The organism is Streptomyces xingningensis (assembly GCF_054957865.1).
Window position 1 is genome coordinate 1 of the sequence record NZ_JBDJPF010000055.1, and the last position, 20,160, is coordinate 20,160.

The following is a 20,160-nucleotide window of genomic DNA, read 5'->3' on the forward strand; positions in this document are numbered from 1 at the left end:
CCCACGGCGCGAGCCGTAGGAATCCCCCTCGTTTACGAGGGGGAGGATGTCAACGCCATCTTCTACGGCATCCAGATCATCTGGGAGCGGGACGCGGGCGTGCTCACCAAGTTGCTGGTCACCCCCACCCCGAGGGCGGCCCTGGTGACGGGCAAGGCATTCGCCGCGGGGGTGCGGGCGCTGGCCCAGGCGGTGGTCGTCCTGGTCCTGTCGGCCCTGCTGGGGGTGGGGCTGACCGCCAACCCGCTGAACCTGCTCGGGGTGGCGGCCGTCCTCCTGCTGGGTGCGGCGTTCTTCTCCTGTCTGTCGATGACGATCGCGGGACTCGTGCTGACCCGCGACCGGCTGATGGGCATCGGGCAGGCGATCACCATGCCGCTGTTCTTCGGCTCCAACGCCCTCTATCCGATCGAGCTGATGCCGCACTGGCTCCAGGCGATCAGCCGGGGCAATCCGCTCAGCTACGAAGTGGACGCCCTGCGCGGCCTGTTGATCGGCACACCGGCCCATCTGGGCCTGGACTTCGCCGTTCTCATCGCCGCGGTGGCGGTCGGTGTCACCACCGCCTCGGCCCTGCTGGGGCGGCTGGCCCGGTGACGGTCAGATGCCCTGGGAGGCCATTTCGATGGCGGACCGGTAGTTGAGCGCGGTCGCCACCACACAGGCGCGGTACGTCCGGTCCGTCTTGACCACCAGGTAGTAGTCCCGCAGCTGCTTCCAGTAGCTCACCAGATAGCCCAGTCCCGGAAGGAACTTCGGAGGTCTGGGCACCAGCGCGAACGCCTCCGAGCACTTGAGGATCTCGCCGGTGGCCTGCGACAGGACACCGGCCACATCGCCGTTCATATTCCAGCCCGCGGCCAGCTCCGGCGTCCAGATGGCGCCTGCCACCTCGCGCAGCCGGGTCTGTTCCTCGGATGTCGGGTCGCCGTCCGACACCACGATCCTGGCGGCGTCCCGGACGGTCGCACCCTGGCTCGCCCGGGCCGTACCCATCGGGCCGACGACCAGCATGGCCCCGGCGAGGACGGCCGCCGTCGCCGACAACACTCGCTTCACCGAACTCCCCCTTCGGTCACGCGAGTCCGGGGGGACCCGCCTGTGCCTGAAGCTGGCATGACAGGGTTGCCCCGTCAACGGGACGGACGGTGCCGGTCCGGACGGTCAGCGGCCCGGCCGCCGGTAACGGGCCACCGTCAGCGGGAAGAAGACCGCGTCCGCACGAGGACCACCGCGGCCAGCGCTCCGGCCATGGCCACCCCGGCCGCGACCAGCGTGAGCTGGTTGAGTCCGGCCACGAAGTCGGCACGCGCCGCCCGGGCGACGGGTCCATGCGTCCGGGCCTGGAGCAGGGCACCGTAGACGGCGGTGGCGATCGTCATTCCGGCCTGGCTCGCCGTGGTGTTGACGCCGGCGGCCATGCCGAGCCGGCGGTCATCGGCGAGGTCCATCGCCAGGGATCCCAGGGCGGGCAGGGTGAGGCCGAGGCCGAACCCGGTGATGGCCATCCCGGGGGCCAGTTCCCGCCAGCCGGATGCGGGAGTGAGCCCGTGCATCACCACCAGCCCCGCCGCGACGAGGAAGAGCCCGGTGGAGGGCAGCAGCCGGGCGGGCAGCCGGTCCATGAATGTGCCGGCCAGTGGACTCACCAGCAGAATCGGCACATTGACCGCGAGGAAGCACAGACCGGCCTTCATCGGCGAGTAGCCGAGCTGGTCCTGGAAGTACAGCGAGAGGTAGAAGAGCAGCCCGAAGAAGCCGCCGTTGGCGCACAGGGTGGCGATCTGGGTGCCGGTGAAAGAGCCGCGACGGAAGAGCGACAGGTCGAGCATGGGGTCCGGATGCCGCTTCTCGACGGCCGGGAAGGCCACCAGCGCCGCCCCCGCCCCGGCGAACAGCAGGAGCGATCCGGTGCTCGTCCAGCCGTGGTCACCACCACGGAGGAGGGCGAGGGTCAGCAGCAGCAGCCCGGCGGTGAGGGTGAACAGGCCGCCCAGGTCCATACGTTGGCCGGTACGGAGTTCGGCCTGGCGCGGGATCTTCACCCGGGCGACGGCCAGCACGAAGAGCACCACGGGCACATTGACGAAGAAGATCCATCGCCAGCTCAGCCCCGAGACCAGGGCTCCGCCCAGCAGCGGGCTGAGCACCACCACTGCTCCCGCCACGGCGCCCCGGATCCCGAACGCCGCGCCCCTGGCCTTGCCCTGGTAGCACTGGGCGATCAGCGCCAGTGTCATGGCGAAGATCACCGCACCGGCGGCGCCCTGCACCGCACGCGCGGCGATCAGGAAGCCCGGCGTGGTCGCGAGACCGCAGGCCACCGAAGCCGCGCCGAAGACCAGCACTCCCCCGGTGAACATCCGCCGCCTGCCGAACCGGTCCCCCAGGAAGCCCGCGACCAGTTGGAAACAGGCCAGGGGAAGGGTGAAGGCATTGAGCACCCACTGGGCGTCGACCAGCTTCGCCCCCAGGTCCTGCCGCAGGTCCGGCAGCGCGACCACCACCACCACCGTGCCATCGAGCATCAGCATCGCGACGGCCGCCACAATCGCGGCCAGCGGCCACCAGTCCGGGGTGACCCGCGGCTGTCCGGCGGTCGGCGCCGGAGGGGAGACGGTCGATGGGTCTCGCATAGTCATGGGCAGCATCCTCCATGCATCAACTAGCAATGATAGAGAAGAATCTAGCGTTGCTAGACACTATCTGGCAATGCTAGGGAGCACTCTGGACAGGGAGGGGGTGCCGTCATGACCAAAACGTCACCACGGATCAACTGCCGCAGGGTCTACGAGGAGTCCTCGCCCGAGGACGGCACGCGGGTGCTGGTCGATCGCATCTGGCCCCGCGGCATGCGCAAGGAGGACGCGCACCTCGACGAGTGGCTGCGCGAGGTCGCCCCGTCCACCGAACTGCGCCACTGGTACGGCCATGAGCCCGGCCGCTTCGCCGAGTTCCGCCGTCGGTACCTCGATGAACTGCGGGACCCCCGGCGGCGGCAAGCACTGGGGCGGCTGCGCGAGCTGGCCGCCCAGGACCGGCTCACGCTGCTGACGGCCACCCGCGATGTCACGCACAGCCAGGCCGCGGTGCTCGCGGAGCGGCTGGCGTCGGCGCGTCATTGAGTCGGCGCGTCATTGAGCAGGGTGCCGCCGTCGGCGGCCGCGAAAATCCGGTGGCCCGCGCCCGGCGACCGGGATAGCGTCCGGGGCATGTACTTCTCTCAGATCTGCCACTGACACGGCCGAGGGCGGCATCGCCGCTCCCTCATCGGATCCGGCGCTCCTCATATCACGGAGCGCTTCCTCGTCGTGCCCCTTTCACTGCAGATCTGAAAGAGAGTGATCTCCCTTGTCCCGTCGCCGTGCCCATATCGCGATGGTCGGCATCCCCGCCGTCAGTCATGTCCTGCCCGGACTTGAGGTCATCCGGGAGCTGGTGGCCCGTGGCCACCGGGTGACCTATGCCAATGACCCGGTGGCGGCCGAGCTGGTGACCTCCACCGGCGCCGAGTTCACGGCCTGTTCCTCCACTCTGCCGGTCGCCGACAACTGCTGGCCGGAGGACCCCGTCGCCGCGATGGGTCTCTTCCTCGACGACGCCATCCAGGCGCTGCCGCAGCTGAAGGCCGCCTATGACCGCGATCCGGCCGATCTGTATCTGTACGACATCGGCGCCTATGGCGCTCGCGCCCTGGCCGAGGCGCAGGGCCGCCCGCTGGTCCAGTTGTCACCGACGTTTGTGTACTGGGAGAACGCCGAGGCCGAGTTCGCGGGACCGCTGAGGCAGCTGCCCGGTTTCGCCGACTACCAGGCGAAGTTCGGGGCCTGGCTGGCCCGTTGCGGAGCCACCACCACGGGTGTGGACGCCTTCTCCGGGCGGCCACCGCGGGCTCTGGCGCTGATCGCCGAGGCCATGCAGCCGCATGCGGACCGGGTCGACCGCGAGGTGGCGACCTTTGTCGGCCCCTGTCTCGGCGAGCGGGCGGTGCAGGGTGGCTGGACCCGGCCGGCCGGCGCCGGGAAGGTCCTGCTGGTCTCCCTCGGCTCGGCCTACACCCGGCAACCGGAGTTCTACCGCCGGATCCTGGCGGCCTTCGGGGATCTGCCGGGGTGGCAGGTGGTGCTGCAGATCGGGAAGCACACCGACCTCGCAACGCTGGGCGAGATCCCGTCCAACGTCGAAGTGCACTCCTGGGTACCGCAGTTGGCCATCCTGGAGCAGGCCGATGCCTTTGTCACCCATGCGGGGATGGGCGGTTGCGGCGAAGGGCTGTACACCGGCGTACCCATGATCGCCGTCCCGCAGGCGGCCGAGCAGTTCATCAACGCCGACCGGCTGGCCGAACTGGGCGTGGCCCGCCGCATCGACACCGCGGACGCTACGCCCGAACTGCTGCGCACGGCCCTGGCCGAGCTCACCGGCGACCCGGAGGTGGCCCGCCGTTCGGCGCTGCTGCGGGCACAGACCCGGGCCGCGGGCGGCGCCGTGCGCGCCGCGGACCTCATCGAGGGCATGCTGGGCTGAGCCCAAAAGCCGGACGGCCCGGGAGGAGATTTCTCCTCCCGGGCCGTCCGGGCGTCAGGCGGGTGCCGTTACTTCAGCGCGCTGCGCTGCTGCCACTGGGGCCAGGTCTCCTGCCAGACCTCGAGGCCGTTGCCGACATCGGTCTTGTTCGGGTTGGCGGTGTTCTTGACCTCGACGGTGGAGCCGACGGGCAGGAAGTCGTAGACCGTCTTGGCGTCCTCGGTGGTCATGCCGAAGCAGCCGTGGCTGTTGTTCTCCACGCCGACCGACTGGTTCCAGGGGGCGGAGTGCAGGAAGGTCCCGGAGGCGGTCATATGGGTGACCCACTGCGAGTCCAGCATCCACTCGTTGCCGTGGCCGATGGTGGAGGAGTCCATGGTCTCGGCCGCGTTCTTGCTGCGCACCGTGTGGATGCCGCCGCGGGTGGGGTCGTCCGGGGAGCCGGCCGAACCCTTGACGCTGCCGACCGCCTTACCGTCCTCGTACATGGTGAGGGTGTGCGAGGGGACGTCGATGACGGCCTTGTGGTCGGCGCCGATGGTGAAGCCGAAGTCGTAGTCCCGGACGAACCAGCCGCCCTCGCCGGAGTCGATCCCGGCCAGCGAGCCCTTCACGGAGACCTTGGTCCCGGTGGGCCAGTAGGTCTTGGGCCGCCAGTCGATGCGGTCCGCGCCCGAGTAGTCGGTGACCCAGCCCCAGGCACCCTCGACCTTGGTCGAGGTGGTGACCTTCAGGGCCTTCTCGATCTCGGCGCGCTTGCTCTTGTCGATCTTGTGATCGAAGAGGATCGAGACCGGCATGCCGGTGCCGACGGTCTGCCCGTTCTCCGGGGTGTTGGTGAGCTTGTTGACGCTCGGGGCCTGCTGGGTGCGGAAGGACGAGGTTCCGGAGGACTTGCGGCCCTTGTCCGACTCGGTGGCGGTCTTCACGGTGTAGGTGGTCTGCGGTCTGACCTTGCCGTCCGACTTCCACGAGGCACCGTCGCCGGCCAGCTGCCCGGCGATCTTCTGCCCCTTGTCGTCCTTGACCTCGACGGAGGTGAGCTTGCCGCCGGTCGCCTGCACCGAGATCGGCGAGCCGAGCCTGGCCTCCTTGCCGGCGGCGGCCGGGCTGACGGTGACCTTGGCCTCCGGCCCCGGGTCGGCGGCCTTGTCGGAACCCCCCGACGAACACGCGGTCAGCACCAGGGAGCCCATCAGGGCGGATATCAACAGGACGGGGCGACGGCCCAACCTGGCGTGCACGTGAGCAACCTCCAAAACAGCGACTCGATCGATGACGGGCCCGGCTTCGCCGCCGGTGCATGCGCGGGCGAAGCAGCCCCCCGCCACCCTTTACAGATGATCCGAACGCCATTTCGGTTCCCGAAGTTCCTGATGAAAGCGGATATTTGTCCAGCTGACTGGATGTGCGCGGCGAACCCCTGAACTTTCGCCGCGCACATGTCAAAGCCGTTCCGTCGTGTGCGGACCCCGGCCGGTCAGACGAGGACCATGCCGCCGTCCACCGTGAGGACCGTTCCGGTGGCGAACGGCTGGGTGAGCAGGAACAGGTACGCCTGGGCGAGATCCGCGGCCTCGCCGACGCGTCCCGTCGGGTTGGTCGCGGCAGCCGAGGCGTACAGCTGTTCCCGGTCGGCGTCGCTCAGGGCCGCCGACCACATCGGGGTCCGTACGACGCCGGCGGAGACGGCATTGACCCTCAGCGGGGCGAGTTCGACCGCCAGGGCGCGGGTCAGGGCGTCGACGGCGCCGCTGACACCTGCGGCAACCGTCCAGCCCGGCGCGGGCCGATCCTTGGCGGTGCCGGTGGTCAGCGTGATCGAGCCGCCGGCCCGCAGGTGCGGCCGGGCGGCCCGGACAGCGGACAGGGCGCCGAAGAAGCGGAGCGAGAACAGGCCTTTGGCCGCGTCGGGGTCCAGCCCCTCGAGGGGGGCGAACCTCGGCGGTTCCCCGGCGGTGAACACCAGATGGTCGAAGTCGCCCAGGTCGTCGAACAGGGCCTCGACCGACGGTGCGTCGGTGAGGTCGGCGACCCGGCCCCGCGAGCCCGGCGGCAGGGTGGCCAGGGCTCGTTCGACGCTGGTCTTCCTGCTGGAGACGACCGTGACCTCCGCGCCCTGTGCGGCAACCGCCCCGGCGGTGGCCAGTCCGATGCCCGAGGTACCGCCCAGCACGACGACCCGCTGTCCGTGCAGTTTCATGAAGACTCTCCGGAGAAGAAAGGTGGCTGAATCGATGCGTCCACGATGGGGCCGGGCAGCCACCCCGGTCCAAGACCTCTTTCCGCCGCTGTCATACCTTGAGGGCATCAGAGGTGAGGTGGAGCGCTGATGGATCTGGATCTGCGCAAGCTGCGGTATTTCATGGCCGTCGCCGAACAGTTGCATTTCGGCCGCGCCGCCGCGGCGCTGCACATCGCGCAGCCCGTCCTCTCCCGCCAGATCAGGGCGCTCGAGGAGGACTTGAAGGTCCAGCTGTTCGTGCGCACCAAGCGGGCCACCGAGCTGACTCCGGCAGGCACCCAACTGCTCGCGGACGCCGCCCCGTTGCTGGCGAATGCCCAGGCGCTGCGCCGCCGTGTCGCCCGTGCCGCCCGCGGGCCCCGGGTGTTCACGGTCGGGTTCGCTCCCGGGCTCATCGTCACCGCCGCGGTCCAGGCTCTGCGTGAGCGCCATCCCGGGGTGACGGTGGACGTGGTGCGCAGCGGCTGGGACGACCAGGCCGACGCGATCCGCGACGGCCGGGTCGATATCGGCTATGTCCGCATGCCCCTCGACCAACGGGGTTTGCGCGTCCGGCCGTTGCTGGCCGAACCGCGCGTGGCGGTGCTGCCTGCCGGTCACCGTCTCGCCGGGAAGGGCGCGATCGGGATCGCCGACCTTGCCGACGAGCATCTGTTGCAGCACCCGGACGTCGTGCCGGAGTGGCGGGACATCGCGTCGGCGTCACACGCCCGGGGCCGCCGGGCGTTGCCCCTCATGCGCACGGTCGAGGAGAAGCTGGAGCACGTCGCCGCCGGTCACGGTGTCGTCGTCCTTCCGCTGTCCGTGGCGTCGTCCTACACGCGTCCGGACATCGTTCACGTCACCGTGGACGGCATCGGGCCCAACCAGGTGTGCCTGGCCTGGGACAGCGCCCGGCGCAGCCCGCTGGTGCAGGAGTTCGCCGCCATTGCCATGGCGCTCCAGGGCGGCGGGTGAGGGTCAGTGCACGGTCACCGTCACCGTGCGCGAGACGGTCTTGCCGTGCGCCACCCGCAGGTGTTCGGTTCCCTTCTTGTTGAGCTTGACGTCGGTGCTGTAGCCGCCACCGCGCTTGACCTTGGTGCTGGCGTGGAGGGTGGTCCACTTCTTGCCGAGCTGGTGCTGGACGGTGAGCTTGGCGTCCTTGGGGATGTTGGTGGTCTTACCGGCGAGGGTGACCTTTTCGCCGACCTTGACCGACTTCTTATTGGCCTTAACCGTTATGGACTCCTTCTTGGCCTTATAGGGCATCGACAGCTCTATGCCCGTGGCCGCGTGGGTGTCGGACGCCACCGTCGAGGCGGCGGCGATTCCACCGGCACCGCCCGCCAGCAGGGCGGCACAGGCGGTCCCGATCAGGGCGGCCCGGAGCCGGTACGGTCTCATGGAGGCATTCACTCGATCTCACCCCACTGTTCGCACAGATCCCCCCTTCGGGGTCGGCCGCTCAAGGCGGCACATTTCCAGTAAACGCCTCTTATCCGTGCGGGACGACCGCGACCGGACAAGCGGCGCGATGCAGTGCGACATGGCTGACCCGGCCGAGCTGGAAGCCCAGCACGCGCTGCCGCCGGGTGGCACCGACGACCAGCAGATCCGCGGTGGCCGACGCCTCGACGAGCACTCGGTGCGCGGGGCCCTCGGGCGTCACGCCGTGCACGGTGACGTCCGGGTGCTCGGCCCGTGGTCCGCTCAGCAGCTCGGTCAGCTCCCGCGCGCACTGTTCCTCGTGGTCGACGGCGTCCTCGGCGGGCAGCGGATAGTGGTCGACCGACTGCCGCGCGGGGTACCGCCAGGCGCGTACGGCCTGGACCTCGCAGCCGCGGACGGCCGCCTCGCGGAGGGCGAACCGCACGGCGGCCCCGGCCTCCGCGGCATCGCCGACCCCGACCACGATGCGCCCGTACTCGCCCCGGACATTACGCTCCTCGCCCCGGACCACGATCACCGGGCAGTGGGCGCGGCCCGCCACCGAGAGGCTCACCGACCCCAGCAGCAGCCCGGTGATCGTGCCCCGCCCGGACGGGCCGGTGACCAGCGCGGCCGCGTGGTGCCCCTCGTCCAGCAGGGCGTTCACCGCCTCCACGGGCAGCACCTCCGCGCCCGCCGCCAGTGCCGGGTTGCGCTCCCGGGCCCGCCGCAGGGCGACGGCGACGATGCGTTCCTCCGCCAGCACCTCGGCGGAGGGGACGCCCTCGGGGGCCGGGAGCCTGCCCTCATAGCGCTCCCACAGCGAGGCATAGACCAGCCGCAGCCTGGTGCCGTGGCGGGCCGCCTCGTCCACGGCCCAGTCCAGCGCCAGCAGGCTGCCGGGGGACCCGTCAACGCCCACGACCAGGGGGAGATCCATCGCTCCCAGCTCCTCACGCCGAGTAGGGCCACTGCTCGCACCTTCGCACCGCCGGCGCCGGTCATCATGCGCTGAGGGGCCGTTCGGCCGAGTCGACGCCGTCGCGCAGGACATGGATCATGGGTGTCATGACCGACACCCGGCGGACCCTGCTCGCCCGGCACGGCGAAGCGCTCGGCCTGTTCACCGACCGGGTGCACGCCGTCCGGCCCGGGCAGTGGGACCTGGCGACGCCGTGTACCGAATGGACCGTGCGCGACCTGGTGAACCACCTCACGGTGGAACAGCTGTGGGTGCCACCGCTGTTGGACGGCGCCGCCATCGAGGATCTCGGCGGTTCCCTGGACGGGGATCTGCTCGGCGACGATCCCGTCGCCGCCTGGGACCGGGCGGCCGGTGCCGCCCGTGAGGCGTTCGCCGCGCGCGGGGCCCTCGGCCGGGCCGTCCGGCTGTCCTACGGCCCCACCACCGCCGACGCGTACTGTTCGCAGATGACGGCCGACGCGATCGTGCACTCCTGGGACCTGTCCCGGGCGATCGGCGCGGAGGAACGCCCCTCGCGGGCGCTGGTCTCCTTCGCGGTGCGCGAATTCGGGCCGTACGCGGCGGACTTGTCGGCTACCGGGCTGTTCGCGGAGCCGGTCCCGGCGCCGTCCGGCGCCGACGCCTGGACCGACCTCCTGGCCGGGCTGGGACGACGCCCCTGACGGCGGTCACAAAGCACTCCGGCCGGCGCAGTTCCATGACGGGGGATGCCAACCGCGTTGATCCGGGCGGAGCGCGGCAACAGCCGGTAGGGTCCGTCCCTCTGACGCACACCCGGTGAAGGGTTCGGGAATGCACGCGGTCCTGCACGCTCTGTCGATGGCCGGGGCCATGGCCTGGGAGATCGGCTGGGCGCTGATCCTGGGCTTCGGGCTGTCGGCCGTGGTCCAGTCCGTCGTCCGCAGGTCCACCGTTGTCGGCGCGCTGGGGGACGACCGCCCGCGGACCCTGGCGCTCGCCGCCGCGCTGGGCGCCGCGTCCTCGTCCTGCTCCTACGCCGCCGTCGCGCTCGCGCGCTCCCTGTTCCGCAAGGGCGCGCACTTCACCGCCGCGATGGCCTTCGAGATCGCTTCGACCAATCTGGTCGTCGAACTCGGCGTCATCCTGGCCCTGTTGATGGGCTGGCAGTTCACCCTCGCCGAGTTCACCGGCGGCCCGCTGATGATCGTCGTGCTGGCGGTGCTGTTCCGGCGTCTGCTGGGCGAGGAGCTGCTGCGTGAGGCGCGCGCGCAGGCCGGGCGGGGGCTGGCCGGGGCGATGGAGGGGCATGCCGCGATGGACATGTCCGTCCGGGGCGAGGGCTCGTTCGTCCGGCGGCTGTTCTCGCCCGCGGGCTTCACCGCCACGGCGCATGTCTTCGTCATGGAGTGGGCGGCGATTCTGCGGGACCTGGTGCTGGGGCTGCTGATCGCGGGGGCGATCGCCGCCTGGGTGCCGGACTTCTTCTGGCGGGCCTTCTTCTTCCACGGCCATCCGCTGGCCGCCAGGTTGTGGGGGCCGCTGGTCGGCCCGCTGGTCGCGATGGCCTCGTTCGTCTGCTCGATCGGCAATGTGCCGCTGGCGGTGGTGCTGTGGAAGGGCGGCATCAGCTTCGGCGGGGTGGTGGCGTTCATCTTCGCCGACCTGCTCATCCTGCCGATCCTCGCGATCTACCGGCGGTACTACGGGGCGCGGATGGCGGTCTTTCTGCTGGGCACCTGCTATGTGGCGATGGTCGTCGCGGGGTGCGTGGTGGAGTTGGCGTTCGGCGCACTGGGGCTGGTCCCCGACCGGGCCTCCGCGACGGTGCCCGCGGGCGGGGTGTCCTGGAACCACACCACCTGGCTCAACATCGCCTTCCTGACGGCGGCCGCCGCCCTGGTGGTGCGCTTTCTGCGCACCGGTGGGGCGGGGATGCTCCGCATGATGGGCGGCCCGCCGCCGGGCTAGGGGGTTGAAGGGTTCCTTGCCCCCTACGCCTGGCTGCTGCGTACCCGGGCGAGGACCAGGGTTCCGCCCGCCACCAGCGCCACCCCGGCCAGCTCCGGAATCAGCCACCACCCGGCGCGTACGTGCTCCCCGTACAGCGTGATGCCCAGCGACAGGCTGACCAGCGCGTCGCCCAGGGTGAGCGCGGGCTGGGAGGCCACCAGGGGGCCCGACGCCATGGCGTTGGACAGCAGGAACAGGGCGAACGCCCCGACCGCAAAGAAGCCATAGGTCTGCCAGGCCGTGCCGAAGGCGCCGGCGCCATGGCGATCGAAGGTGGTGGTCGCGGATTTCATCAGCGCGGCGGTCAGCGCGTACGAGATGGCCGCCGCGCTGCCGAACAGGGCTGCCCGGACCCGGCCCGGAGGGTGTTTCAGGGCGCCGCCCACGCACAGTCCGACCACTGTGCCGGTGCAGACCAGCACCGCCACCCACAGTCCGAGGGAGACCGGCGGGTGCCCGCCGGACGGTGCCGCCGCGGCCAGCGCCAGGCCGACCCCGGCGGCGACCGCGACCACCGCGGCCCAGCCCTGGCCCGGAAGCCGGCGTCGCAGTACGACGCACCCGATCAACAGGGCGAATGGCAGTTCGGTGACAAAGATCGGCTGGACCAGCGCCAGCGATCCCCAGGTGAGGGCCAGTGCCTGGCAGACCGCTGCGCAGATCACCGCCGCGATCCCGCCGAACCACGCGGGACGGCGCATCAGATCGAGCATCAGCCGCAGGCGCAGCCCATCGGTGCCCGGCACGGTGCGGGCGGCCTTGCGCTGCAGGACCGTGGCCGTGGCGTTGCTGACCGCCGTCAGCACCGCGAACACCACGGTCAGCAGCACGGTCATGGGTGTCTCGCAATCCGTTGTCGCCCTACGCCCCCAGCCCCGCGTCACGGGCCGGCGGCGCGGCCTGCACCCGGTTACCGCACTCCAGCTTGGCGAGTATCCGGCTGACGTATGTCTTCACTGTGACCCCGCTCGTACGCATCCGCCGCCCGGCGGCGGCCGCGCGCACGGCGCCTGTCAGCTCGCCGGGCGCCGAGTCCTTCAGCAGGAAACCCGCCCCGTCGTGCCGGCTCCAGCGCCTCGCATCCGTCCGCCGCCGTCGAGGCCCGGGTGTGAACTGAGAACCGCGCGGAATACGGCGATGCCTCAGAGGCTCAACCGCACGAGTGGGACGTTCCTGCCGCACCGCATTTGCGCCCGCCTGTCGTGTAAGTCAGCTGAGGTTTCCATATCACTTACCACTCGTTCGGATGGAGTGATTCACTGCAAAGCTTGGCGAGTTGGCATCTGGGCAGCCCCGGGGCGCGGTAAAAAACCCCGCACCGCATGAGGAGGAAGCCACCGAAAGAGGAACCCCCATGGAACAGCAAGAATTCTACGAGCCTCCTGTCGTGGCGGAGCTCGGCGACTTCGCCGAACTGACCCGCGGGATCATCACCTACGACCACACCGACCTGTACGGCGGCTACTACACGATCGTACGAGGCTGAACACCCGTGGCTGGCGAGGTGTGGTTCGCGGTTCTGCCGGACGGTGAAGCGGGCCTCGCCGCGGCTCGAGCGTTGCTTCCCCGGGTCTCCCGGGTGATCCCGCACGCATCGGGACGACCGTGGCTGCTGGGCGACTGGCCGGACGGTCAGGTGACCATCGCAGCAGCAGGGGAGGCGCGGCTGGCGGTGATCGGGCGCTGCCCGGTCACCGCCGGTGCGCTGGCGGCACGTGCACGGCGGGTGCGGGAGGTCGCGGACGTGGAAGATGCTGTCCGCGGTCTGGCGGGCAGCTACCACGTGGCGGCCTCGGCCGCCGGCCGGGTCCGCGTGCGCGGCAGCGCTTCCGCGGTGCGACGGGTGTTCCACACCCGGGTGCACGGCGTGACGGTGGCGGCCGGCAGTCCGTACAGGCTCGCATCGCTGACCGGTGCGGGGATGGACGAGGCGGTGCTGGCGCTCTCCCTGCTGTCCGTGCCGGTCTTCCATCCCCTGGATGCCTTGTGCGTGTGGCGGGGAGTCCAGGCGCTGAGCCCCGACCAGTGCCTGTTGATCGAACCGGATGGCCGGGCGCGCGCCGGCAGATGGTGGCAGCCGCCGGAACCGGAAGTCCCGCGCACCGAAGGCGCGGAAGCGGTGCGCCGGGCACTGGTCGACGCCGTGGAGAGCTGCACCGCGGACGGCGGCACGATCAGCGCGGACCTCTCCGGCGGTATGGACTCCACCAGTCTGTGCTTCCTCGCCGCCCGGGGCCGGGCACGGCTCGTCACGCTGCACTTGGACGGCGCCGACCCGGACAACGACGACACCATGTGGGCCACACGTGCCGCTGCCGCATTGCCGGACAGCGAGCATCTGAGGCCGGAGCGCGCCCAGTTGCCCGCGTGGCTCGCGGGGCTGGACAGCCTGGACGTCCCCACCGACGAGCCCGGCGGCTGGGTGCGGGACGTCGGCAGATACGCGGCCCTCATCCCCCTGCTGACCGGCCGGGGTTCACGACTGCACCTCGTCGGCATCGGCGGGGACGAGATGTTCTGTGCGCTCCCCCCGCACCTGCACGACTACATCAGGAGTCACCCGCTGGCGGCCGCCGGCCGGATCCAGCGGCAACGGGCAGCGCAGTCGGCGCCGTTGTGGCCCGTAGTGCGCGAGCTTGCGGACCGAAGTACGTACGCGCGGTGGCTGGCCACTGCGACGGAACAGCTCACCGAACCGCCGCCGCCCGCGCGCGGACGCGAGCTCCCCTCCCTGGCCTGGGGACCCGAACTTCGCATGCCCCCATGGGCAAGCCCCGAAGCCGTCGACCTGGTGCACCGCCTCCTCCGCGAGGCCGCCGACGGAGCCGAGCCGCTCGCACCGCAGCGAGGGCAGCACGCCGCCCTCACCCACCTCCAGGCGGGCGGGCGCGGTATCCGGCACATGAGCCAGGTGACCACCGGCCTCGGCCTGGAGTACGCCGCCCCCTACCTCGACGACAACGTCATCGAAGCCGCACTCTCCGTCCGCGTCCACGAGCGCAACACGCCGCACCGCTTCAAGCCGGTCCTCACCACCGCGTTGCGCGGCATCGTGCCCGGTCCCCTGCTGGAACGCTCCACCAAGGGCGACTTCACCGTCGACTACCACGCCGGGCTGCGCGCAAACCGGACCACCCTCCTGCGGCTCTTCGACGACTCCCGGCTCGCCCGGGCGGGACTGATCGATGCCGACGCCGTCCGAGCGAGCCTGCTCGGCCCGCAGACCGGGCCGGACGGGCAGCGCCTCCTGGAGCCCACCCTGGCCTGTGAGACCTGGCTCCGCTCCCGCCCCGACCCCATCGCACCACCGTGCGCCGCCGTCCCCACGGGAGAATGCTCATGACCCTCACCCTGCGTGCCGACGTCTCCGCGACCGACACCGACGACGGCATGGTGCTGCTCGACGAGGCCAACGGCCGCTACTGGCAGCTCAATACGACCGCCGCGCTCATCCTGCGCGCCCTCCTCGGCGGAGCAACGCCCCAGCAGACAGCGCACCGGCTCGGTGAACGCTACCCACAGCTCGCCGCCGAGCGCAGAGACCAGGACGTCACCGCCCTCGTACGCTCACTGCTCGACGCACGCCTGGTGGTGCGGGCATGAGCCAGCAGATGGTCACCACAGCCCGGGAGAGCGTTCCCCTGCTCCACCGCCCGCCCGTGCTCCTCTCCGTCGCGACCGCCCGGCTGCTCATCCGGCTCTCCCCCCGCCACCTGCGCCGCGTGCTCGGGCTGGCACGGCGCGGCGCCGGTCCGGCCACCGCCGACCAGGCCCTCGCTGCCCGGCGCGCCGTCGTCGCGGTCAGCGCCCGCTGCGCCGGAGAGGGCTGTCTCCAGCGCTCCGTGGCCACCGCGCTGCTGTGCAGGCTGCGTGGCACCTGGCCGGACTGGTGCACGGGGGTGCGCACGGGCCCGTTCCGCGCCCATGCCTGGGTCGAGGTGGACGGGCAGCCGGTCGGCGAGCCGCACGCCGCCGGGGCGTACCGCACGCTGATGACCGTGCCGAGCCTGCCGCGCACCCGCTCGTGACCGGCGACCGGCCGACCTCGTCAGGGGCCGTCCCGCCGGGCCCGTCCGGCCGATGCCAGCAGCCAGGCCACTCCGGTCAGGGCGACGACCAGCAGCCCGCCATCGGAGAACACCGTGTAGAGATGCTTCTGTTCATTAGTGGGACGGGGCAGATAGCCGTACTCGAACAGGCTGCGCTGGGTGCCGGTCGCCGTCAGCCGGTACACCAGCCAGACGGCGATGCCGTTCATCGAGTCCCACAGCGCGTGCAGCACCGATACGCCCAGATATGTGACGGCCACCCGGCCGTTGAGGTGGTAGCGGCCGTCCCGGCGGCAGGCGAGCAGTGCCCCGCCGAGGATCGCGGTCCACAGGCCGTGGCCGAACGGGGCCAGCAGCCCGCGCAGGATCTCCGTCTCGATCAGCCCGCGCAGCGACAGGCCCCGGACCGTGAGCAGCGCGTTGAAGGCGTACCCGGAGCTCTCGAAGGCGGCGAAGCCGAAGCCGACCGCTCCGCCGAGCACCATGCCCGCGCGCAGGCCCTGGATGCGCGGATGCCGTCGCAGCAGCAGGATCAGGGCGAGGGCCTTGACCGCCTCCTCGATGAGGCCGACGCCGAGGAAGAGGGTGACCGAGGGGTGCAGCAGGTAGTACTCCAGCACCGAGGCGCCCAGCACCCCGAGCACCCCGCCGACGACAAAACAGCTGATCAGCAGCCCGAGGCCATATTCCAGGCCATGTTTTTCATAGGCCCACAGGGCGAAGCAGCCGGGGACCAGGAAGCTGCCGAGCAGGATCAGGGTCGGCAGCAGATTGGTGTTCTCGGTGGCATAGGTGACCAGGACGGTCAGTACCCATAGCGCCAGGCCGCCGCCGAGGCAGCGCAGCCACAGCCCCGGCCGGAGGCCGGTGGGCGGCGCGGGGCCGGTGGGCGGTGGGGTGGGCACGCCTGCATCACAGCACCGTCGGCCGGGGCCCGCTCGCGCGGTGCGCCGTCCGGGTGAACCGTTCAGTGCCCCAGCAGGCCGTACACGTGCAGTGCCCCGGAGAAGGTGGCCAGATACACCTTGCCGTTGGCGACCGTCGGGGGGACGAACTTGGCGAACAGCCCGACGTCGTCACGGGCGGCGTTCATCCTGCTGTTCCACACCTCCTTGGTCAGGTCGGTCGCCCGGTAGGCCCGCAGGACGCCCGCCACCACCTGCTGGTTGGCGTCCTGGCGGTAGGGATGGGAGCCCCACAGTAGTCCGGTCGCGGGGTCGGCGCCGTGTGCGGACAGGGACAGCAGGCCGCCCGGCATACCCGGTGCTCCGCCGGGCACCCCCGTGGGGTCGGTGGTGGTGCTGGTCGACACGGGGGTCGTCTCGAACAGCCCGCCGGTGAACCGGTAGGCGCGCAGCGCGGCGTTCTCGGGCCATACGTACACCCATGGCCCGTCACCGAAGTCCCAGTGGACCGGGCCGCCGTGGATGTGGTGGGTGTGCGCGTCCGGTGCCACCACCTGGAAGCTCTGCACGATCTGGCTGTCCGAACCGGTGTGGAAATGGCCCATGTTCATGGTGTCCAGCAGATAGAACCTGCTCGACTTGCCGCCGCCGAGCAGCAGTTTGGTGCCGGGCAGAAGCAGCGGACCGGCCGAGCCGAGATCGGCGTCGGTGGCGTTCAGGACCGCGTTGTCGAACGGTGAGAACCAGTCGGCGAGCCTGAGGTCGGGGGTGAGTTTGACGATGCTGTCGCCGAGGTTCGAACCGTCCGGGTGGAAGCCGCCGTTGCCGGTCATGAAGTACAGGCCGCCGTGGTCGTCGACGGCGAGTCCCTGGCCGGCCTGCCAGATGCCGCCGAGCCCGGTGTCGGGCGTGGTGAGGTACACCCCCCTTCGCCGGAGGGTGCCGGCGTCGAAGGCGAACACCCAGCCGTGGTACGGGCTTCGGTCCCCGTACGAGGCGAAGGCCACCTGGATCCGGCCGTTCGCCAGGGTCAGCGCGGCGCGCTGGAGCTGGCGTTCGCTGGTGAAGGTGAGCCGGCCGGACACGCTGCCGTCGCCGTTTCCCGGCACCGTGGCGGTGATCCGGACCGGGCCGCCGAGGGTCTCCCGGCCGGTGTCCAGGTCCAGGGCGTGCAGCGTGTGGTGGTATCCGTCGGGCTCCTTGGTGAAGGCGACCGCATAGAGCACCCGCCGCCCCGCATCGATGACCGGTGTGCTGACCACACCGACCTCGACGGCGATGTCACGGTATCCGGAGGGGCCGATGTGCGGGTCGGGCAGCGGGGCCGAGGGGCCCAACGAGGCGTGCCACAGCGGGGCTTGGGCCTGTGGGTCGTCCCCGTCGAAGGCATACACGCTGTTGTGCATGGTGGCCGCGTAGACGACGGTGCGCCCGCCCTGAGCGGGCAGGCAGAGCGGCTGGGCGTAGATCTCGCCGTCGACCGCGCGGGAGAAGAGCCTGCCGAAGGTCAGCGGGCCGACGCTGTCCGGGCGCAGTGCCGTCTCCAGCAGATTGGCCCCGGTGCGCCGGTTGTCGTTGTGCTGGGTGGTGACCGATGCCGGGGAGTTCGTCACCGTGTCCTCCAGGTGTTCCGGGCGGGCGGGGTGCGCGCTTCCCGGACGGCCCCGGTCACCAGTGCGTGGTGCGGGGAGAACCGGCAGGCGGGGTCGGTGGCGGCGGGGTCGCCGGTCAGCTGGAAGGCCTGGCAGCGGCAGCCGCCGTGGTCGAGTTCCTTGCGCGGGCAGCTCCGGCAGGGTTCGGCCATCCAGTCCGTGCCGCGGAACCGGTTGAACGCCGCGGAGCCGAACCAGATGTCGGCCAGCGAGGCGTCCTTGACGTTCGGCACATCGAGGCCGGGGATCTGGGCCGCCGCGGGGCAGGGCAGCACATCGCCCCGGGGGGTGACGGTGAGCTGGCGGCTGCCCCAGCCGTACATGCAGGGCTTCGGCAGGCCGTCGTGGTAGTCGGCCGTCACATAGACGATCTCCAGCCGGCCGGCCAGCCGGTGGCGCTCGGCGCGCACCAGCGGTTCGGCGGCGTCGAGCTGGGCGCGGGTGGGCAGCAGGGCGCGACGGTTGAGCAACGCCCAGCCGTAGTACTGGGCGTTGGCGAGTTCGAGGCGGTCGGCGCCCAGCCGCTCGGCGAGTTCGATCAGGGCCTTGGTGTGCGCGATATTGGCGCGGTGCAGGACGACATTGAGCGTCAGCGGCAGGCCCGCCTCCTTGACCCGGGCCGCGGCGGCCAGCTTGCGCCGGTGTGCCGGGCGGCCCGCGATGGTGTCGGCCGCCAGGGCCGTGGCGTCCTGCAGGCTGAGTTGGAGGTGGTCGAGGCCGGCGGCGGTCAGGCCGGCCAGCCGCGCGGTGGTCAGGGTCTGGCCGCCGGTGATGACGCTGGTGTAGAGGCCGAGGTCATGGGCGTGCGCCACGAGGTCCGCGAGGTCGCGGCGCAGCAGCGGCTCCCCGCCCGAGAAGTGGGTCTGGAGCACCCCGAGTTCCTGGGCCTCGCCGAGGACCCGGCACCACTGGGCGCGGGTCAGCTCGCCGGAACGGGCCTCGAGGGCGACCGGGTTGGAGCAGTAGGGGCAGCGCAGGGGGCAGCGGTGGGTCAGCTCGGCGAGCATGCCCAGCGGCCTACTCATCGGAGGGCTCGGGTGCATCGGCGTGCTCCGCGTCGGCGATGGCCGCCGGTTCGATGAGGCGGCGCTCGGCGAGCCCGGCCAGGAAGGACCGGACGTCCTGGGCTTCCACACAGGTGTACGCCCTGGACAGCGCGGCCGTGACGCCGGTGACATCGGTGGCGCCGTCGCAGAGCTTGAGGACCGCCGCGGCGGTCTCGTTGAGCAGGAGGACGCCTTCCGGGTGCAGCAGCACTCCGGTGTTCCGTACCGCGTCGTGGGTGAGCCGGACGCCGCCGCGCAGCCGCCATCGGATCCCGTCCGCCATGGTCACTCCGCCCGGGCCGCGTGCTCGAGGGCGTCGAGCATGCTCCAGAGCACATCGCACTTGAACGCCAGGGCATCGAGTGCCGCGGTGCGCTGTGGTGGCGTGGTGCAGTAGGTGGTGACCAGGTGGAGGGCGTGCTCCGCGTCGGCGGCGGCCGCGTCGGGGCGGTCGGTGAAGTAGCCGTGGCCGGTGGGGGCGATCCATGGGTAGTGGGTGCGCAGGGCGGTGAGGCGCTCGCGCATCAGGCCGGGTGAGAACAGCTCGGTGAGCGAGGCGGCGACGGCTTCGGTCCACGGCCGGGTGCGGGCGAAGTTCACATAGGCGTCGGTGGCGAACCGGACGGCGGGCAGCACATGGCGTTCGTCGAGGACTTCGGTGCGGGTGAGGCCGGCGGCTTCGGCGAGGGCGAGCCACTGGGCGTGGCCGCCGCGGCCGTCGGCGGTGCCGTCCTGGTAGGTGATCCGGCGGGTCCAGCGGCGACGGACCTCCGCCACGGGGCAGTTGGCGACGATGGCGGCGTCCTTCTGCGGGAGGCACTTCTGGTAGTACCACCGGTTGGCGATCCACTGCCGCAGCTCCGCGTGGCTGAGTTCGCCGCGGTGCAGCCGGAGGTGGACGGGGTGCCGGTGCCAGTACCGCTCGGCGTGCGCGTGCAGCGCGGCGGTGAAGCCCTCGGTGTCGGCCGTCGCCTGCCCGTCCGTCGCCTGCTCGGTCATGGGGTGCCCCCGCCCGGTGCCGCCGTGGCTACCACTGTCCGGAGTAGGCGGTGACCTCGGCGGCGAGCTCGACGGCGGTGAAGGCGGGGGCGAGCCAGGCGGAGCGCCTCGGGCCGGGCCGCTCCCCGGCGGGGAGTTCACGGGCGTGGGGCGGCGTGGACGGCTCGGCTGCCGGGGGCGCTGAGGCCACCAGCGGTGGGTTCGTCATGGGTTCCCCTCCTCTGCATGGGCGCCGACCGGTTTGGCGGGGGCGCTCTGCCTGGGTTCCAGGGTCGGTCAGTGGGCGCGGAGCGACAATCACTGGATCGGGTGACGTGGCCGGGTCGTCGTCAACGCCGCCGCGAAGGGATCGTCCACCCGGTGCGGGTGGT

The 20,160-nt window shown here is 71.3% G+C and carries 23 protein-coding genes and 1 pseudogene; 10 read left to right on the plus strand and 14 right to left on the minus strand.

Annotation, left to right across the window (positions count from 1 at the left end; genetic code table 11):
• Nucleotides 1–597, plus strand: a 597-nt coding sequence (locus ABCR83_RS24615; RefSeq protein ID WP_462697354.1) for an ABC transporter permease, incomplete at its 5' end; no start/stop codon positions are given.
• A gap of 3 nt (nt 598–600) precedes the next feature.
• Here the strand turns inward: ABCR83_RS24615 and ABCR83_RS24620 are convergent.
• Both ABCR83_RS24620 and ABCR83_RS24625 read right to left on the minus strand, forming a co-directional pair.
• Nucleotides 601–1,059: a hypothetical protein gene (locus tag ABCR83_RS24620; RefSeq protein WP_462697355.1), complete on the minus strand. Its 459-nt coding sequence runs from the start codon at nt 1,057–1,059 to the stop codon at nt 601–603.
• Between the two features lie 137 nt (nt 1,060–1,196).
• A complete protein-coding gene (locus ABCR83_RS24625) occupies nt 1,197–2,642 on the minus strand; it encodes an MFS transporter (RefSeq protein WP_462697356.1) in 1,446 nt (481 codons plus the stop codon).
• A 108-nt stretch (nt 2,643–2,750) separates the two neighbouring features.
• Here ABCR83_RS24625 and ABCR83_RS24630 point away from each other — a divergent pair, with 108 nt between their 5' ends.
• Together ABCR83_RS24630 and ABCR83_RS24635 are read left to right on the plus strand one after the other, a co-directional pair.
• Entirely contained in the window at nt 2,751–3,125 is a 375-nt protein-coding gene (locus ABCR83_RS24630) for a DUF488 domain-containing protein (protein WP_462697357.1), read from the plus strand.
• A 253-nt stretch (nt 3,126–3,378) separates the two neighbouring features.
• On the plus strand, nt 3,379–4,527 hold the full coding sequence (locus tag ABCR83_RS24635) for a macrolide family glycosyltransferase (RefSeq protein ID WP_462697398.1): 1,149 nt from the start codon (nt 3,379–3,381) through the stop codon (nt 4,525–4,527).
• A gap of 68 nt (nt 4,528–4,595) precedes the next feature.
• On the opposite strand, the gene ABCR83_RS24640 is transcribed toward ABCR83_RS24635, so the two are convergent.
• Both ABCR83_RS24640 and ABCR83_RS24645 read right to left on the minus strand, forming a co-directional pair.
• Complete coding sequence (locus tag ABCR83_RS24640; RefSeq protein ID WP_462697358.1) at nt 4,596–5,771, minus strand: L,D-transpeptidase family protein; 1,176 nt, start codon at nt 5,769–5,771, stop codon at nt 4,596–4,598.
• 236 nt (nt 5,772–6,007) lie between these two features.
• Nucleotides 6,008–6,730, minus strand: coding sequence for an SDR family oxidoreductase (locus ABCR83_RS24645; RefSeq protein WP_462697359.1), 723 nt, complete (start codon nt 6,728–6,730; stop codon nt 6,008–6,010).
• A 129-nt stretch (nt 6,731–6,859) separates the two neighbouring features.
• On the opposite strand from ABCR83_RS24645, the gene ABCR83_RS24650 reads away from it, so the two are divergent.
• On the plus strand, nt 6,860–7,729 hold the full coding sequence (locus ABCR83_RS24650; protein WP_462697360.1) for a LysR family transcriptional regulator: 870 nt from the start codon (nt 6,860–6,862) through the stop codon (nt 7,727–7,729).
• Nucleotides 7,730–7,732: 3 nt separating this feature from the next.
• Here the strand turns inward: ABCR83_RS24650 and ABCR83_RS24655 are convergent, their stop codons facing one another.
• On the minus strand, nt 7,733–8,158 hold the full coding sequence (locus ABCR83_RS24655) for a hypothetical protein (protein WP_462697361.1): 426 nt from the start codon (nt 8,156–8,158) through the stop codon (nt 7,733–7,735).
• 91 nt (nt 8,159–8,249) lie between these two features.
• Entirely contained in the window at nt 8,250–9,122 is an 873-nt protein-coding gene (locus ABCR83_RS24660) for a universal stress protein (protein ID WP_462697362.1), read from the minus strand.
• Nucleotides 9,123–9,250: 128 nt separating this feature from the next.
• Here ABCR83_RS24660 and ABCR83_RS24665 point away from each other — a divergent pair, with 128 nt between their 5' ends.
• Both ABCR83_RS24665 and ABCR83_RS24670 read left to right on the plus strand, forming a co-directional pair.
• Nucleotides 9,251–9,829: a TIGR03086 family metal-binding protein gene (locus tag ABCR83_RS24665; RefSeq protein WP_462697363.1), complete on the plus strand. Its 579-nt coding sequence runs from the start codon at nt 9,251–9,253 to the stop codon at nt 9,827–9,829.
• 130 nt (nt 9,830–9,959) lie between these two features.
• Complete coding sequence (locus ABCR83_RS24670) at nt 9,960–11,096, plus strand: permease (RefSeq protein ID WP_462697364.1); 1,137 nt, start codon at nt 9,960–9,962, stop codon at nt 11,094–11,096.
• 23 nt (nt 11,097–11,119) lie between these two features.
• On the opposite strand, the gene ABCR83_RS24675 is transcribed toward ABCR83_RS24670, so the two are convergent.
• Complete coding sequence (locus tag ABCR83_RS24675; protein WP_462697365.1) at nt 11,120–11,974, minus strand: DMT family transporter; 855 nt, start codon at nt 11,972–11,974, stop codon at nt 11,120–11,122.
• 25 nt (nt 11,975–11,999) lie between these two features.
• Nucleotides 12,000–12,227, minus strand: a pseudogene (locus ABCR83_RS24680) (LuxR C-terminal-related transcriptional regulator); the annotation flags it as partial.
• A gap of 265 nt (nt 12,228–12,492) precedes the next feature.
• Between ABCR83_RS24680 and ABCR83_RS24685 the strand changes: the two are divergent.
• The 4 genes from ABCR83_RS24685 to ABCR83_RS24700 are packed head-to-tail and all read left to right on the plus strand — an operon-like array spanning nt 12,493 to nt 15,166.
• Nucleotides 12,493–12,624: a lasso RiPP family leader peptide-containing protein gene (locus tag ABCR83_RS24685; RefSeq protein ID WP_462697366.1), complete on the plus strand. Its 132-nt coding sequence runs from the start codon at nt 12,493–12,495 to the stop codon at nt 12,622–12,624.
• A 6-nt stretch (nt 12,625–12,630) separates the two neighbouring features.
• Entirely contained in the window at nt 12,631–14,481 is a 1,851-nt protein-coding gene (locus ABCR83_RS24690; RefSeq protein WP_462697367.1) for an asparagine synthase-related protein, read from the plus strand.
• The gene (locus tag ABCR83_RS24695) at nt 14,478–14,741 is read left to right on the plus strand and encodes a lasso peptide biosynthesis PqqD family chaperone (RefSeq protein WP_462697368.1); all 264 of its coding nucleotides are present in this window, start codon (nt 14,478–14,480) and stop codon (nt 14,739–14,741) included. Before ABCR83_RS24690 ends, ABCR83_RS24695 begins: the two co-directional genes overlap by 4 nt.
• Nucleotides 14,738–15,166 carry a lasso peptide biosynthesis B2 protein gene (locus tag ABCR83_RS24700; protein WP_462697369.1) on the plus strand — a complete coding sequence of 143 codons (429 nt, stop codon included), beginning with the start codon at nt 14,738–14,740 and terminating at the stop codon, nt 15,164–15,166. The genes ABCR83_RS24695 and ABCR83_RS24700 overlap by 4 nt, the downstream gene beginning before the upstream one ends.
• A 20-nt stretch (nt 15,167–15,186) precedes the next feature.
• Here ABCR83_RS24700 and ABCR83_RS24705 read toward each other — a convergent pair whose 3' ends face one another.
• The 6 genes from ABCR83_RS24705 to pqqA form a co-directional block, all read right to left on the minus strand.
• On the minus strand, nt 15,187–16,092 hold the full coding sequence (locus ABCR83_RS24705) for a PrsW family intramembrane metalloprotease (RefSeq protein ID WP_462697370.1): 906 nt from the start codon (nt 16,090–16,092) through the stop codon (nt 15,187–15,189).
• A 62-nt stretch (nt 16,093–16,154) separates the two neighbouring features.
• Entirely contained in the window at nt 16,155–17,705 is a 1,551-nt protein-coding gene (locus ABCR83_RS24710; RefSeq protein WP_462697371.1) for a hypothetical protein, read from the minus strand.
• The gene (gene pqqE, locus ABCR83_RS24715; protein WP_462697372.1) at nt 17,702–18,769 is read right to left on the minus strand and encodes a pyrroloquinoline quinone biosynthesis protein PqqE; all 1,068 of its coding nucleotides are present in this window, start codon (nt 18,767–18,769) and stop codon (nt 17,702–17,704) included. The genes ABCR83_RS24710 and pqqE overlap by 4 nt, the downstream gene beginning before the upstream one ends.
• Nucleotides 18,762–19,073: a pyrroloquinoline quinone biosynthesis peptide chaperone PqqD gene (gene pqqD, locus ABCR83_RS24720; protein WP_462697373.1), complete on the minus strand. Its 312-nt coding sequence runs from the start codon at nt 19,071–19,073 to the stop codon at nt 18,762–18,764. Before pqqD ends, pqqE begins: the two co-directional genes overlap by 8 nt.
• Before the next feature lie 2 nt (nt 19,074–19,075).
• Nucleotides 19,076–19,789 (minus strand): pyrroloquinoline-quinone synthase PqqC, encoded by a 714-nt coding sequence (pqqC, locus tag ABCR83_RS24725; protein ID WP_462697374.1) that lies wholly within the window; start codon nt 19,787–19,789, stop codon nt 19,076–19,078.
• A gap of 28 nt (nt 19,790–19,817) precedes the next feature.
• Nucleotides 19,818–19,997 carry a pyrroloquinoline quinone precursor peptide PqqA gene (gene pqqA, locus ABCR83_RS24730; protein ID WP_462697375.1) on the minus strand — a complete coding sequence of 60 codons (180 nt, stop codon included), beginning with the start codon at nt 19,995–19,997 and terminating at the stop codon, nt 19,818–19,820.
• Nucleotides 19,998–20,160 lie beyond the last annotated feature (163 nt).